Source organism: Elizabethkingia argenteiflava (genome assembly GCF_009904105.1).
Lineage (GTDB): Bacteria > Bacteroidota > Bacteroidia > Flavobacteriales > Weeksellaceae > Elizabethkingia > Elizabethkingia argenteiflava.
The window spans coordinates 1-16291 of record NZ_JAAABJ010000158.1 but is presented as its reverse complement, the minus strand read 5'-3'; the positions used below and the strand labels follow the sequence as shown (position 1 = coordinate 16291).

Below are 16291 nucleotides of genomic sequence, written 5' to 3'. Positions count from 1 at the left end.
GTCTCCTGTGAAATACAGAGAAAAGGAAAAACAGAAACTTGCTGTTATAAATTAACAGAAAATAAATTGGGTACAATATGAAAAATTGTCTAATTTTAAATCGTACTAAAAAAGGGAAGCCTACATTGGTGGAGTAGGTTTTTTTTCGATGTTTTTAGTTATTCCTGTGGTTTATAATATCAATTATTTTACACTCTTCAATATTTATTATACAGAAGAGGCCTTTTTTAATTCCATTATCAAGGCATTTCAAATACAATTTTCTAAAAATTTCTGGAAATATGTCGGCTCAATAGCTCTGGTTTATGTATTCAATCAGATATTCATCTTTATTTTTTGTTTTATACCAATCTATCTTATATTGTATTTCACTACTCTATCAGACTATATTTCTCTTATATCGGTGTTTTTAACGCTATTCATTACGCCCTATATTCTCTACTTAGCGGTTTTACATCCTTTAGTTTCTGTAAATATAGGACTGATGTATTATGATAGCCGAGCAGGTTTAAAACATGATACAGTTTTAGATGAAACAGATAGAAGCGGATCTGTCAATTTATAGAAGTTTTATGAAGATTTAGTACCATATTTGATGCGCTTATAGAAATTTATCGTCACTATCTTGTATCATAATTTGTTTTCTCAATATATAGAGTTTCGGGTATGGAGATAAAAAAACATATATAAATTTCAGCGGTTACCCATTAAGGCTTAGTTATTGAATATATATCTTTGTAGAGTAAAGAAGAATTTAAAATATAAAATAATGAATATAACCTTGAATAGAATCGATGACAATTACCTCTTTGAATTGACAAATGAGAACGGGCATAAAATTCTTTTAGACAACACGAGTCAGGATAATCCTCAGGCAGTAAGTCCTATGGAAGCCGTATTAATGGGCTTAGCGGGCTGTAGTAGTATTGATATGGTTGCCATACTAAAGAAACAAAAGCAGCAAATTACTTCTTTTTCGGCCTCAGTTGAAGGTTCTCGTGTGCAAGTTGATGAAGCTAAACCCTTTCGAAATATTCATATCGTCTTTCAGCTGGAAGGTGAAGTCGATCCCAAAAAAGCCAATAGAGCAGCTGAATTATCTTTTGAAAAATACTGTTCGGTTTCAAAATCATTAGACCCTCAGGTGAATATAACATGGGAAGTCCGTATGAGTGGGGTATAATAAGATAAACAAAAAAAGCGATTAAATATTTGATCGCTTTTTTTGTTAAAATGCATATTGTTTGTACCTTAGCGGTTAAGATTAGTTCTTTAAATATTGAAAATGTTATCAGGAAAGGCTGAGGGAATAGACCCTATGACGCCTTAGCAACCCTTCGCCTGCCGAAGAAGGTGCTACATTCTACCAATTGGAAAGATAACCATACAGGAGTACTTTAGCCTTTTTCTGGGCATTTTCAATTTTATATTAAGATAAAAAAATATAAAATTGAAAGATTTCCTACATACCCTATCTATTGAAAATTTCACAACCCAGTCTGGGAAAATATATCATATTCCTTTAAGTTATGAGGTTTTTGGATGTCCCCTCTATAGTGCTCCTATTGTACTTGTCAATCATGCTCTTACTGGGAACTCTACGGTGACAGGAGAAAAGGGATGGTGGAGAAAAGCCATAGGGGAGGATAAAAGCATTAATACCCATAAATATACGGTGTTGGCTTTTAATATTCCGGGCAATGCATATGATGGCTTTTTTATAGACCGACCCAAAGATTTTGTAACAAGAGATATCGCCCGTTTATTTCTTCTAGGTTTGGAGTGCCTTGATATAAAAAAAGTTTTTGCACTTATTGGCAGTTCTTTAGGGGGAGCTATCGGTTGGGAAATGCTAGGTTTAAAAAACGATTTGGCAGAGAATTTTATTCCCATAGCAACCGACTGGAAAACCTCGGACTGGTTATATGCACAGTGTTTAGTGCAGGATTTCTTGCTCCGTCAAAGCGATAAACCTTTACAAAAAGCCAGAATCCATGCCATGTTGTGCTATAGGAGCCCCCAATCCTTAAACCAAAGGTTTAAAAATGAAAAAATACAGGAAAAAAAAGAACTTAGAAAATCTGAGGCTTGGTTGAATTTTCATGGAGAAAGCCTCCACCAGAGATTTACCTTATCCTCTTATAAAATGATGAATCAGCTTCTTTCCACCATAGAAAGTGAAGCCAGGCAAGACAACCCTTATGATGATTTAAGCCAGATAAAAGCGGGTATTTTTATCGTCTCCGTGGATAGTGATTTATTTTTTCCTATTTCCGAAGATCGTAAAACCTATGTGGAATTAAAAAAAAGGAAAGAGAATGTTTCACATTTCATCATTCACTCTATTCATGGGCACGATGCTTTTCTGATAGAGTATGAGCAGTTGAATAAAATTTTACACAAAATATTTAAAAAATAGTATGAAGGTTTTAAAATTTGGAGGAAAATCCTTAGCCAATGGGCAGGGGCTTGAGAAAGCATTAGAAATTATTAGATATAAAAAATTGAATCAGGAGGATATTTGTATCGTAGTTTCAGCGAGAGGGAACACCACAGATACACTCATGGCATTATTGGAAAATGCTAAAAACGGACAATGGGAGGAGGAAGATTGGATTAACTTTAAAGAAGATCAATTAAAGCCTATTTCTCAATACCAGAGTGTTTTGGAAGATGAATTTAAGACGCTTAAAAATTTCTTTTCGGGGGTTAAATTGTTAAAAGACTATTCTCTGAAAATAAAAGATGAAATCTTAAGCTTTGGTGAAATTCTTTCTGCCAAAACCTTAGTCCATCTTTTAAATCATCAATCCTTGCCTGCAAAATTTGTAGATGCCCGAACTTTCCTCATAACCGATAACCGCTTTGGAAATGCCATTCCCAAGGAGGAAATTTCTGAACGTTTCGCACAAAAGATATTTCAAGAATTTAGGCAGCGAGAGATCATTCCTGTAGTGACGGGTTTTATAGGAGCTACAGAAAACGGTGAAACCACTACTCTAGGGCGAAATGGTAGTAACTATTCGGCCGCATTGGTCGCAAAATTTATCGATGCGGAAATTTTGGAAAACTACACTCATGTAGATGGCGTTTTTTCCGTGAATCCCGAATGGGTAGAAGATGCCCGGCATATTAAAAATCTCTCTTTCCAAGAGGCCAATGAAATGGTAAACTTTGGGATGAATATTTTACACGATAAAACTATTTTACCACTTATCGATAAAAACATCCCTTTAAAAATACTAAACACCTTTAAAGGGTTTGATCAAACCGGAACTCTAATTTCAAATGATCAAACCAACACTTCTGTAAAATCTCTAATGTTGCAGCAAGACAAATCATTGGTCGTCTTTGAAGGGCGGGGATTATTGGGGAAAGTAGGTGTAGATGCACGATTTTTCGGAGCCTTAAGCCGTGCTGGAGTGAGTGTGGGAGTTATTTCCCAAGGATCTTCAGAAAGGGGAATGGGGGTGGTCGTAGACCAGTCGGATGCCCTCAAAGCTGTAGAAGTTCTCCGAAAAGAGTTTGCAAGAGATTATGATACCAAGGATGTACAAGCTATTCATAGCGTGGATAATTTAAGTGTAATCTCCATTATCGGCCAGAAAATGTCACATTTTAATCAGTCATATAATGCTTTGATTAAAAATCAGGTGGAACCTTTACTGATCAGCAATACTGTATCGGGTGCTAATGTAAGTATTGTTATTCGTAAAGAAGATACCAGTAAAGCCCTTAATATTATACATGGTGAGTTATTTGAAAATCCTAAGCAAATTCATTTGGCCATTTTTGGATGTGGGACCGTAGGTAAAACATTGATTAATCAGATATTACACTCTACATACGATATTGTTAATCGTAAGAATACCCATATTAAAATATTTGGAATTAGCAATTCCCGAAAAATGATTTTAGATAAAAAAGGAATAGGCAAAAATTGGGAACACCAACTACAAAACGCGTCAAAAGCTGCAGATATAGGAGAATTAGTTAAATATGCTAAAGAAAATCATCTTGAGAACCTTATTGCCGTAGACAATACTGTCAGTCATACATTTGTAGATCATTATGAATTTTTTGCAGAAAATGGATTTGATTTGGTATCCTCCAATAAAATCTTTAATACGCTACCTATTCATCAATATAGAAATTTAAGAAAAGTGCTCCATGAGAACAATAAAAAATATCTGTACGAGACCAATGTAGGGGCAGGCTTACCCCTAATAGATACCATTAAATTGCTGCATCTCTCAGGAGAAAATATCACCCGAATTAAGGGCGTCTTTTCAGGATCGCTCAGTTATATTTTTAATCATTTTTCTATAAGAGAGGTTTCCTTTAGTAACATTTTAAGAGAAGCGAGGGATAAAGGTTATACGGAGCCGGATCCGCGAGAGGATCTTTCCGGAAACGATGTGGCCAGAAAACTTTTAATACTTGCCCGTGAGCTCGACCTGGTCAATGAATTTTCGGATATTCACATCCAGAATTTAATTCCTGAGAGCCTTCAGCATGTAGCAAAAGACGACTTTATATCCCGATTGGAAGAGCTCAATGATAAATATGTGCAATTGAAACAATCTTTACCCCCAGATCATGTTCTGCGCTATGTGGGGGAGTTGAAAGGAGATCTACAAAAAGAAAAAGGCGATTTAGAAGTAAAACTAATTTCAGTACCCCGAACGGCTAGCCTCGGACAGGTGAAGGGGTCCGATTCTATTTTCGAGATTTATACAGAATCTTATGGAGAGAATCCCTTAGTAATAATGGGTGCAGGTGCAGGTGCGGAAGTCACTGCCAGAGGTGTTTTCGGCGATATTTTAAGAGTAAGCGAACATAAGTAATATAAATACGATAAGGATTAAAATATGGAAAATTTTGAAACACAAGCGATACGAATTCAAACTGAAAGAACGCAATATGACGAGCATTCCACTCCCTTATTTTTGACTTCCAGTTTTATTTTTCAGGATGCCGAAGATATGAGGGCTTCCTTTGCCGAAGAAAAAGAAAAAAACATCTATAGCCGCTACAGCAACCCCACGGTAAACGAATTTACTGATAAAATGGTGAAATTAGAAGGGGCAGAAGCCGGTTATGCTTTTGCTTCTGGAATGGCTGCCGTTTATAATACGCTGGCTGCCCTCCTTAACAGTGGAGACCATATATTGAGTTGCCAATCCATATTTGGTGCTACCCATACACTTTTTACTAAGTATTTTTCAAAATGGAATATCACCACCACCTACTTTAAAGCAGGTAAGCTTGAGGATATAGAAAAGCAGATCACTCCCCAAACTAAAATCTTGTATGTGGAAACTCCCACCAATCCAGCTATAGAAATTTTAGATTTGGAAATCTTGGGTAAGATTGCCCAAAGACATCATCTTATTTTTGTAGTAGACAATTGCTTTGCAACACCCTATCTACAGCAACCGATTAAATATGGAGCCGATTTGGTGGTGCACTCCGCAACCAAACTTATTGATGGACAGGGAAGAGTGCTGGGAGGAGTGGTAGTGGGAAAAGCTGATTTAATTCGAGAGATCTATTTATTTTCTAGAAACACAGGGCCATCCTTAGCGCCTTTTAATGCTTGGGTACTCTCTAAAAGTTTAGAAACTTTGGCCATCCGTCTAGAGAAACATTGTGAAAATGCTTTTAAAGTAGCTGCTTTTTTGGAAACTCACCCTCAGGTAAAAACCGTTAGATACCCTTTTCTAAGATCACATCCCCACTATGAAATTGCTAAAAAGCAAATGAAATTAGGAGGTAATATTATCGCTTTCGAAGTAAAAGGAGGATTGGAAAAGGGTCGTCATTTTATGGATCATATCCAGTTGTGTTCCCTATCTCCAAATTTAGGAGATACCCGAACCATTATTGTCCATCCAGCATCCACTACACATAGTAAATTGACAGAACAAGAGCGCTTAGCCGTAGCCATTACCCCGGGTTTAGTAAGATGTTCTGTAGGTTTGGAGTGCATCGATGATATTATTTCCGATTTGAAACAGGCATTAGAAGCTTAATCGGATTAATCTTTAAGAATTGAATGAATGTTAAAGAAGAGCAGATTAAAATTATAAATTGTTAAAATAATAATAAATCCTTGAAAGGAGATTCATCAGCTCCTTTTTAAGAAATATCGTGTGTAGCTTAAGCAGTTAAAATAAGCTCTTGCTTTTTTATATAAGTAAAAAATCCAGAGCATGTAGTTCACGATGTTTAATTGATTCCTGCAAATTATGAAAATTACCCATCATATCTCACAGAGCAAAGGAAAGACACTTCTTTCCTATGAAATTATCCCGCCTCAGAAAGGTTATGGGATTGAAGATTTATATAAAAATATAGATCCATTAATGGAGTTTAACCCCTCTTTTATAGATGTGACTACATCTCGAGAAGAATACATCTATATTGAAAAAGCAGAAGGATTGATGGAACGTAGAATTTCGCGTATGCGTCCAGGCACCTTGGGAATATGTGCCGCTCTTCAATACAAATATAATGTAGATACCGTGCCCCATGTTTTATGTGGGGGATTCACCAAAGAAGAGACGGAGTATCTTCTTGTAGATTGTCTTTATCTGGGAATTGACAACATCATGGCATTACGTGGCGATCCTATGAAGGGGGAAAAATATTTTGAGCCATCAAAAGGAGGGAATCGATATGCTTCAGATCTCGTTTCCCAGATTAGTGATTTAGGAAAAGGAAAATTTCTGGATGGAGAAGTCTCAGGAACGAGTACCCATAACAGCTTTTGTATAGGTGTGGGAGGATATCCAGAAAAACATTTAGAAGCACCATCCTTGTTATACGATCTCAATATGTTGAAAAAAAAGGTAGATTTAGGCGCAGACTATATCGTAACCCAAATGTTTATGGACAATAGCAAATATTTTGATTTTGTAAATAAGGCCCGAGAGATTGGAATAAAAGTTCCTATTATTCCGGGCATAAAACCTTTTGCCATAAAAAAACATATTAAACTTCTACCCCAGGCTTTTAAAATAGATATTCCCGAGGATCTTGTAAATGCTGTTATCCAATGCAAAACCAATGAAGCCGTCAGGCAGGTGGGAATAGAGTGGTGTATTCAACAATGCAAAGAATTATTGACATTTGGAGTACCTGCACTGCATTTTTATACCATGGGAAAAAGCGATAATATCCAAAAGGTGATCAGAGAATTTTTTTAATCTTAGAGATTCTAAGCACCATGACTTATTTAAATACTAACAAAAATCGATAATAAGTTTTTTTCGAGGCATTATTCTAATAAGATAAAGTCAAAGTTTAATAGAGAAAGCATACTGAATAGTGATAGATAAAATTGAGCATAAGAAACATTGATTTCCTCTTGTGGATGTTGAGGTGTATGGCTTCTTTATGCTTTTGAGATATTTAGTGACTGCTTAAAAGAACATGAAGCCAAAGTATCTCCACAAGGACTTATGCTTATAGTTTTTCAGGTTATAGCTTTATAAAAAGATAAACATTAGCCCATGGTAAAATTTGTGGTTTTCTTCAAGTATTATAGGAGGTAATATTATAATGATAAGGTCTTGTAAAAATCTATCAACAGACTTTCATGCATATTTTCTCAAAAGTGTCACAGTAAAGATTTATGATTGTAAAAAGTCTTAGTAGTCCGTAGCATATACGCTCAACGCCATAGAGAATCGTATATATAAGCAATATCACATTCCCTTAATTAATGTAAAGAGTATGATGAATAAGGGCAGGTATTATGATCCTGATAACATGATGAATATCAACTTTTCTAAGGCTGGACAAAGCTAAAAGGCCTTAGAAAAGTTATCCGTAATTACTTTCATAGCACATTTAGGATGAGTATTCTATATAAAAAACTTAAGAATAGGCTGGTGGGAAAGCCTTTAGTTGTACACAGAAAATAGGATAAAATCCATATTTAATCTAAACTTTTATACTTAAATTTACAACACCTTCTAACCTAAATATTTAACGTTTCATTGACTATTTTCACGGTTTGAACTAAAATCACAAATATTTATTTAAGTCAATCTCTATCTTTACACGCATAAAAAATCACCGCACTGATAAATGTATGACAGCTAAAAATAAAAAACTGCTATATGGGTTGAAAAAAAGAACACTAATTTGGATAACCGCTTTTTTGTTTTTCTATATATTCTCCTATTTAATCAACCCTTTTTCATATAAAGAGCTTATTAACAAGCCCTGGCTTTACATATTTGAGGATGTTTTATGGGCATTATTATTTTCAATAATGCTTTCGGAGGTCAGTATTTTTATTGATAATTATCTAGATAAAAAAATTTCTTGGCATACCCGAAGTATGAAAAGATTGATGACCCAGTCACTGCTTCAAATTGTAGGGAGTATTATTTTTGTCATCATTCTTCACCTGATTTTTTCTCAGAGTCGTGAGTCTCTTGGAAAAATAGATTATAGAGAAGAAATCACTTTTTTGGGGCAGTGGCTCGCTTCTAATATAGGTATTTCTTTAATTATCAGTGCCATTAATACTGGAGATTATTTGTTAGAAAACTGGAAAAAAACAGCATTGGAGGCGACTCAGCATCAACTGAAAGCTTCCGAACATAAAAGAGCAGCCATGGCGGCAGAGCTTCAGACCTTAAAATTACAGATTGATCCTCATTTTATATTTAATAATTTAAGCGTTCTTTCAGAACTTATTTTAGAAGATCAACAGTTGGGTTATGAGTATGCCGAAAGTCTTGCAAAGGTATATCGTTATCTGTTGATCAATTCCAAGCAGGATTCCATTACCTTAGAAGAAGAATTACAATTCCTAAACTCATATATTTATTTAATTACAAAAAGAGTGGGAGCAGGCGTGAAATTTGATATTTCAATAAATAAAGAATACAGCAAGTTATTTCTCCCTCCTTTAGCTTTACAGTTTTTAGTCGAAAATGCTTTAAAGCACAATAAAACTTCGAAAACGAATCCTCTACAAATAAAGATTTACACTACCGATGACCAATATTTGGTGGTCTACAATTCTTTGTTACCCCTTATTAATAAAGCATATTCTGCAGGGTTTGGGATACAGAATATTCTGCATCGTTTTGAATTTTTAGGGGATAAACAGCCTGTAATCCAGCAGACAGAAAAAGAGTTTATGGCAAAAATTCCATTATATGAAAGTCAATAAAATATTAATAATAGAAGATGAAAAACCAAATGCTGATCGGCTCAAGAGGTTGCTTTTAAAAATAAGACCTCATGTGGAAGTTCTTTCTGTAGAAGATTCCATATCATCTTCTGTAGCTTGGCTTAAAACACATCCTGCACCAGATATAATAGTAATGGATATTCGTTTATCGGATGGGCTGAGTTTTGAAATCTTTAATCAATTTGAGGTGAGAAGCCCTGTTATTTTTACCACGGCTTATGACGAATATGCGGTAAAAGCCTTTAAGTATCACAGCATTGATTATTTACTAAAACCCATTGAAGAGGAAGAACTTGAAAAGGCCCTGAGTAACTACGAAAATTTTATGGAATCAGTTCCCTATTTGGGTACAGCTATAGAGGGGCTACTTAACTATATTCAGCCTAAAGATTACCGAAGGCGTTTCCTTCTAGCCCATCGTGATGGATATAAAACAGTATTGGTAGAGGATGTTTTATATTTTTATACAGAACTTGGGATGAGCAAAGCGATGTTCAATACAGGAAATATAGAGACGCTTCCCCAAACGCTTGAAGAACTGGAGAGGCAGTTGGATCCTAAAATGTTTTTCAGAGCCAACAGGCAATTTATTATTCATATTGATGCGGTGATACAGGTTTTCAATTATTTTAATGGGAAACTTAAACTTCAGTTAAAAAAGCATCCTGGAATAGACGTCATTGTAAGCCGAGAAAAAGCTTCTTCATTTAAATCTTGGTTAGACTTTTAAGTTGATTCACTCTCAATTAATAAATTGAGAGTTTTTTTCAGTGGATTTACAAAGTTTTACCTTAGCGATTTCGGTACCGATTGTTTCAAGATCAGCCCTCTTTATAATCAACAAAAAAGACACAAAACCGAAGAAACTAGCAGAATTCTAAAATCTGTTCATCATAAACAAGATACGCTTCAACGACCAATAATTACATTTCACTGTATTTACCAGACAGTGTGGTTTTTTTATCTGTTTATTTTGTAGTTATTACCATAAAAAACAATATTATGAAGTCTAAAACAGGATATTTGGCATTGTCGCTTGCTGTTGCAGTCGCCATGTATAGCTGCAATTCGGAAAAACATCAGGACAACACTACGTCAAATTCCGCGCTATCTACAGATTTTATTCCGGTGAATGCGGAGGATGTAGAACTACCCATAGGCTACCCCGGTAGTATAGAAGGGCAGGATAATGTGGAGATTAAAGCGCAGGTCACCGGGTATCTAGAAGCGGTGTATGTAAAAGAAGGGCAGTATGTAAACAGAGGACAGCTACTGTTTAAAATAAACCCTTCAGTTTATAACCAACAGGTGAATAATAATCAGGCCGCCTTAAAAGCAGCTATGGCAAGTCAGAGTAGTGCAAAACTTGAAATGGACAAATTAAAACCCTTAGTAGAAGGTAATGTCGTTTCGGAGATGCAACTCAAAATAGCTCAGGCGAATTACCAGGCGGCTTCAGCACAGGTAGCACAAGCACAAGCGTCCCTGCTCTCTTCCAAAATAAATGCGGGTTTTACCTATATTAAGGCGCCCGTGAGTGGTTATATTGGAAGAATTCCGAGCAGAATAGGCAGCCTCATTGCTCCTTCGGATCCTTCCCCTATGACTACACTTTCCAATATTTCTAATATCAATGTTTATTTCTCTATGAACGAGGCAGATTTTATTCGGTATAATAAATCTCTGATATCCTACGGAAATAAATCTAAAAAAGTAGAAATAATCCTTCCCGATGGTGAAACCTATCCTTATAAAGGTAATCTTGAGGCTGCCAGCGGAAATTTTGATAGAAATACAGCAAGCATACAAATGAAAGCGGTATTTCAGAATCCCGATAGGTTATTGAGAGCAGGGGGAACGGTAAGAGTAATGGTTTACCATAATGTAAATAATGTCATTAAAATTCCAAAGACTGCTGTAAAAGATATTCAAGATAAATACTTTGTCTATAAACTTGGGCAGCAGAATAAAGTACAAATGGTGGCGATAGAAGTTTCGGGAGAAACCCCTCAGGATTACTTTGTTTCATCGGGAATTGAAGCCGGCGATAAAATCGCCATCAATAGAATGGATGGGCTTACCGATGGAGCTGCGGTTCTGCCTAAAGTGATCTCCAACCATAAATTAGTGATTCATTCAAAAAAAGATTAAAAAATGTTAAAAAAAATAATTGACCGCCCTGTATTGGCAACAGTTATTTCTCTTATTATCGTGATATTGGGAATTATTGGGCTTAGTCAGCTACCCGTAACGCGTTTCCCAGATATTTCACCCCCTACCATCACGGTATCCGGGTCTTATCCTGGAGGAAATAGTGAAACAGTAATACGTTCAGTAGTCACCCCGCTTGAAGAGCAGATTAATGGGGTAGAAGGCATGGCGTATATTAAATCCAATGCAAGTAATGATGGTAGTTTTACCATTTCTGTTATATTTAAACAAGGGATTAATGCCGATCAAGCCGCTGTAAATGTGCAAAATAGAGTGCAACAAGCCACTCCTGTTCTCCCTCAAGAAGTCATTCGTATGGGACTCACCACTTCGAAACAGCAAAATAGTATGGTGATGGTTTTCAACATCTATACTAAAGATAATAAAAAATATGATGAAAAATTTTTGCAGAATTATACCAACATCAATTTAATTCCACAGATAAAAAGAATAAAAGGAGTTGGTCAGGCTCAGATATTTGGGATTAAGGATTATTCTATGAGAATATGGCTGAATCCGCAAAAAATGGCTTTATATGGTATAGTACCCAGTGAGGTGTCCAGTGCTATTGCTCAGCATAGCCTGGAGTCTGCACCCGGAAAGTTGGGGGAAGAATCCGAATCGGCTTTGGAGTATGTTATAAAGTACCAAGGAAAAAAAAATAAACCAGAGCAATATCAAAATATCATTGTTAAAAATGTAGGGAATCAGTTGGTTCGTCTGAAAGATGTGGCTCGCGTAGAATTTGGTTCAGTTTCTTATAGTGGTGATAACCTTTCAAATGGAAAAAATGCAGTGACTATAGCCATCATGCAGACTACAGGTTCCAATGCGAATGATATAGAAATAGAAGTGAATAAAGCTTTGGAGAAACTTTCCAAATCTTTTCCTCCAGATATAGAGTATACTAAGGTGATGAGTACCAAAGACAAACTTGATGAAGCGACGGGGCAGGTAAAAACGACTCTAATTGAGGCGTTTATTCTGGTATTTATCGTTGTATTGCTTTTTCTTCAGGATTTTAGATCTACAATTATTCCTGCCATTGCCGTTCCTGTAGCTATAGTAGGCACATTCTTTTTCCTTTTATTATTGGGCTTTACCATTAATGTATTAACGCTTTTTGCCCTTGTATTGGCTATCGGTATCGTAGTAGACGACGCTATTGTAGTGGTAGAAGCGGTTCACAGTAATATGCAGGGGACTACACTTTCAGCAAAAGAAGCCACTCATAAAGCGATGCATGAAATCACCAGTGCGGTTATTTCTATTACATTGGTTATGGCTGCTGTATTTATTCCAATTGGATTCATGTCCGGATCTGCCGGATTATTTTATAAACAATTTGCATATACATTGGCCATTGCGATTATTATTTCGGCGATTAACGCTCTTACCCTCACACCAGCTTTATGTGCTCTATTTCTCAAAAATAATCATCTTGAAGGTGGACCTGATGCGCAAAATGACTTTAAAAGAAAATTCTCAACAGCTTTTAATGCGGGTTTTAATAATATAACCCATCGTTACATAAGCGGAATGAAATTATTGATTGAGCGTAAATGGATATCCATGGGAATAATCGGAGCAATCATTGTATTAGCGGGATACCTTATAATGAGTACCCCCAAGAGTTTTGTGCCTATGGAAGATGACGGCTTTTTTATGTATACACTCAGCATGCCTCCGGGTACCGGGTTAACAAAAACAACAGTAGTTGCACAACAAGTGAATACCCTTCTAAAAGAAGTCGAAGACATCCAGACGAATACTTCTATTACAGGTTTCAATCTTCTAAGCAGCAGTGCAGGACCAGCTTACGCGATGGGGTTTGTAAAACTAAAACCTAAAAAGGAGCGGGGAAGAAGTCGAGATATTGATGAGATTATGCATATAGTTAATGACAAATTAAAGGCCGTCAAAGAGGGGAATATTATGACATTTAGAATGCCGCCAGTAGAGGGTTATGGTGTCACCAATGATGCTGAAATCATTCTGCAAGACAGAATGAGTAGAGATCCCCAAATTCTGAAAGCAAAAGCAGATGAACTCATCGGTCAGATCATGCAAATACCCGAAGTAGGATTTGCCTATACCACTTTCAGGGCAGATTACCCTCAGCTAGAACTGGAGGTCAACGAGGATAAGGCAGATCAGTTAGGGGTAAATATTGATAATTTGTTGGGAACCATTCAGTCTTATTTTTCTGGTGATCAAAGTCAGAACTTTTCAAGATTTGGTAAATTTTACAAGGTAAGTATAAAAGCAGACGGAATATTCAGAATGGATGAATCTGCATTCAATGATATTTTTGTAAAGAATAACAAAGGAGAGATGGTTCCCGCCAGTACCCTGATCACCCTTAAAAAAGTATATGGACCCGAATCTGTAGCAAGATATAACCTATACAATTCCTTAACCATCAATGTATCTCCTAAACCAGGAGTAAGCAATGGTAAACTCATAGACAAATTAGAGAATACATTGAATAAATTACCTTTAGACTATAGTTATGAGTGGACAGGTTTAAGTTTAGAAGAAAAATCTGCAGGTGGGCAAACCATGGCTATTTTTGGTCTTTGTCTTTTGTTCGTTTATCTATTGTTGGCTGCGCAATATGAAAGTTATATTCTTCCTTTGGCTGTAATGCTTTCTATACCTACGGGTATTGTTGGAGCTTTATTAGGAATAAAAATCATCGGTTTTGATAATAATATTTACGTGCAGGTGGGGCTGATTATGCTTATCGGGCTTTTAGCTAAAAATGCCATACTTATTGTAGAATTTGCTGTTCAGAGGAGACAGGGCGGACAGTCTATTATTGAATCTGCACTAGAGGGTGCCAAAGCCAGATTACGGCCTATTATTATGACTTCTCTTGCCTTTATTGTAGGAATGATTCCATTAATGTTTTCTTCAGGCGGAATGGCATCAGCAAATAAGTCCATTAGCATCAGTGCCGTAATGGGAATGTTAGGCGGTGTAGTATTGGGCATTTTTGTCATACCCATATTATATATATTCTTTCAATATGTGGAAGAAAAACTTTCATCAAAAAAATTATAATATCACAAAACAGCATTTCTAATGAAAATATTTAGTATCATTTCAATTCTTTTGTCAGGTGCCATGCTAAGCACTATGTTGTCTTGTGCTGTAAGAACGCCATATCAAAGGCAAGATCTTCATATTCCCGAAAATTATAAGCAAGTGCAGCTTACCGGCGACACAGTGGAACTTCCATGGAAAACTTTTTTTAAAGATTCCACCTTGATCCACCTTGTAGAAAAAGCATGGATTAAGAATAATGACGTTAAAATTGCTTTGAAAAATATAGAGCAACTGGATCTCGCATACAAACAGGCGAAAAACACGTTGATGCCTACGCTTGATTTCTCCCTGGGAGCCAACAGGAGCTGGGCGTCTAAGAATAGTCTTAATGCCTCACTTGCCAATCAGTTTACCGCTCATGAATATACCTATGATTATAATACAGCATTAAAGTTCTCTTGGGAAGTAGATATTTGGGGAAAAGCCCGTTTGCAGAAGGAATCGTCTTTAGCGGATTATCTTGCCCAAAAGGAAAATCTTAATGCTGTAAAAAGTAGGATTTTAGTGCAAGTAGCTCAGGCGTATTATAATTTGGTGAGTTTAGATGAACAATTAAAAATAGCAAAAGAAAATATTGAGTTAAGTGATAAGACTTTAGCGATGATGAAACTTCAATATACAGCCGGGCAGATTAATTCTCTTGCCATACAACAATCGGAAGCTCAAAAGAAAACTGCAGAACTCTTAATCCCTTTGGCTATCCAGCATATTGCTGTACAGGAAAATGCCTTAAGTATTCTTTGTGGAGAATATCCCACTTCTATAGAAAGGAGTTCAAGCCAGAGAAGCCTACTGTCCGATCAAAAACTTGCTTCAGGACTTCCGGTGCAGCTATTAAGTAGACGTCCGGATCTTAAAGCAGCTGAATTGAATGTAATAAAATTGAATGCTAAAACAGGATTGGCAAAAGTAGCCATGTACCCCAGTATTAGTTTATCTCCTCAAGTAGGGCTCAATTCATTTCGATTGAAGAATTGGTTTGATCTCCCGGGATCGCTTACTAAAACTTTAGCGGCTAATTTGGCCCTGCCTGTTTTACAGAAAAGGCAGCTTAGAACAGACTATCAAATAGCCCTGATAGAACAGCAAAAAGCAGCAATTAATTTCAAGCAAACTTTCATGAATGCTGTAGGAGAAGTATCTGATGCGATGGCTAAAGCTAAAGGAACGTCTGAAAGATTATATCTGTTAGAGCAAAAAACAAAAATTCTGGAAAAAGCTATTCATAATGCTTTCAGGCTATATCAAAGTGGTATGGCAAATTATTTAGAAGTCATTACGGCACAAAATAATAAACTTCAAAATGATCTGGAGTATGTGAATGTTACATTGGAACAATTAAATGCTGAGGTCGACCTATACAGAGCTTTAGGAGGAGGGCTCAACTAGAAAAGCAGTATTGTAAATAAATGAGGCGGCTAAAAAGGTCGTCTCATATTATAGCATTAGGTACACCATGCAATTATAAATTCATGAATATTGAAATAACGATCATCTTTTTATCCGTAAAATAAAATTCAAGACTTTTACCTATAATAACTTTTAAATTTTTCATTCTGTTATCGAGTTAATTAGGGTATTTTTTCGAAAAATAGTGTTATAAAATTTGTTAAATATATATAAACTTTCTATTTTTGCACTCCCAAACGATAACAAGTTAACCAAGGGAAGCGCAGTAGATATTTGAGAAGGATTAGAATAGAGCAGTATTGCTTATTAATAGTATCGGATTTGGAATAATTCAGGTTTGGT

Annotated in this window: 10 protein-coding genes and 1 riboswitch; all 10 genes read left to right on the top strand. The window is 36.1% G+C overall.

The genetic code is table 11. The features are described from left to right. Positions 1 to 769 precede the first annotated feature (769 nt). Positions 770 to 1183, top strand: coding sequence for an OsmC family protein (locus GNY06_RS01245; RefSeq protein WP_166518448.1), 414 nt, complete (start codon positions 770 to 772; stop codon positions 1181 to 1183). A 102-nt stretch (positions 1184 to 1285) separates the two neighbouring features. After that, positions 1286 to 1385, top strand: a riboswitch (SAM riboswitch). 65 nt (positions 1386 to 1450) lie between these two features. After that, the gene (locus GNY06_RS01240; RefSeq protein ID WP_166518447.1) at positions 1451 to 2419 is read left to right on the top strand and encodes an alpha/beta fold hydrolase; all 969 of its coding nucleotides are present in this window, start codon (positions 1451 to 1453) and stop codon (positions 2417 to 2419) included. Between the two features lies 1 nt (position 2420). Next, entirely contained in the window at positions 2421 to 4847 is a 2427-nt protein-coding gene (gene thrA / locus GNY06_RS01235; RefSeq protein ID WP_166518446.1) for a bifunctional aspartate kinase/homoserine dehydrogenase I, read from the top strand. Between the two features lie 24 nt (positions 4848 to 4871). Continuing rightward, complete coding sequence (locus tag GNY06_RS01230) at positions 4872 to 6035, top strand: trans-sulfuration enzyme family protein (RefSeq protein WP_166518445.1); 1164 nt, start codon at positions 4872 to 4874, stop codon at positions 6033 to 6035. Positions 6036 to 6251: 216 nt separating this feature from the next. After that, positions 6252 to 7211 carry a methylenetetrahydrofolate reductase [NAD(P)H] gene (metF, locus tag GNY06_RS01225; protein ID WP_166518444.1) on the top strand — a complete coding sequence of 320 codons (960 nt, stop codon included), beginning with the start codon at positions 6252 to 6254 and terminating at the stop codon, positions 7209 to 7211. A 1154-nt stretch (positions 7212 to 8365) separates the two neighbouring features. Then, positions 8366 to 9196 (top strand): sensor histidine kinase, encoded by an 831-nt coding sequence (locus tag GNY06_RS01220; protein ID WP_244614325.1) that lies wholly within the window; start codon positions 8366 to 8368, stop codon positions 9194 to 9196. Then, positions 9183 to 9947, top strand: a complete 765-nt coding sequence (locus tag GNY06_RS01215; RefSeq protein ID WP_166518442.1) for a LytR/AlgR family response regulator transcription factor — start codon at positions 9183 to 9185, stop codon at positions 9945 to 9947. The genes GNY06_RS01220 and GNY06_RS01215 overlap by 14 nt, the downstream gene beginning before the upstream one ends. A gap of 272 nt (positions 9948 to 10219) precedes the next feature. Further along, positions 10220 to 11368 (top strand): efflux RND transporter periplasmic adaptor subunit, encoded by a 1149-nt coding sequence (locus tag GNY06_RS01210; protein WP_166518441.1) that lies wholly within the window; start codon positions 10220 to 10222, stop codon positions 11366 to 11368. Positions 11369 to 11371: 3 nt separating this feature from the next. After that, entirely contained in the window at positions 11372 to 14494 is a 3123-nt protein-coding gene (locus tag GNY06_RS01205) for an efflux RND transporter permease subunit (protein WP_166518440.1), read from the top strand. 21 nt (positions 14495 to 14515) lie between these two features. After that, positions 14516 to 15928, top strand: a complete 1413-nt coding sequence (locus GNY06_RS01200; protein WP_166518439.1) for an efflux transporter outer membrane subunit — start codon at positions 14516 to 14518, stop codon at positions 15926 to 15928. Positions 15929 to 16291: the final 363 nt, after the last annotated feature.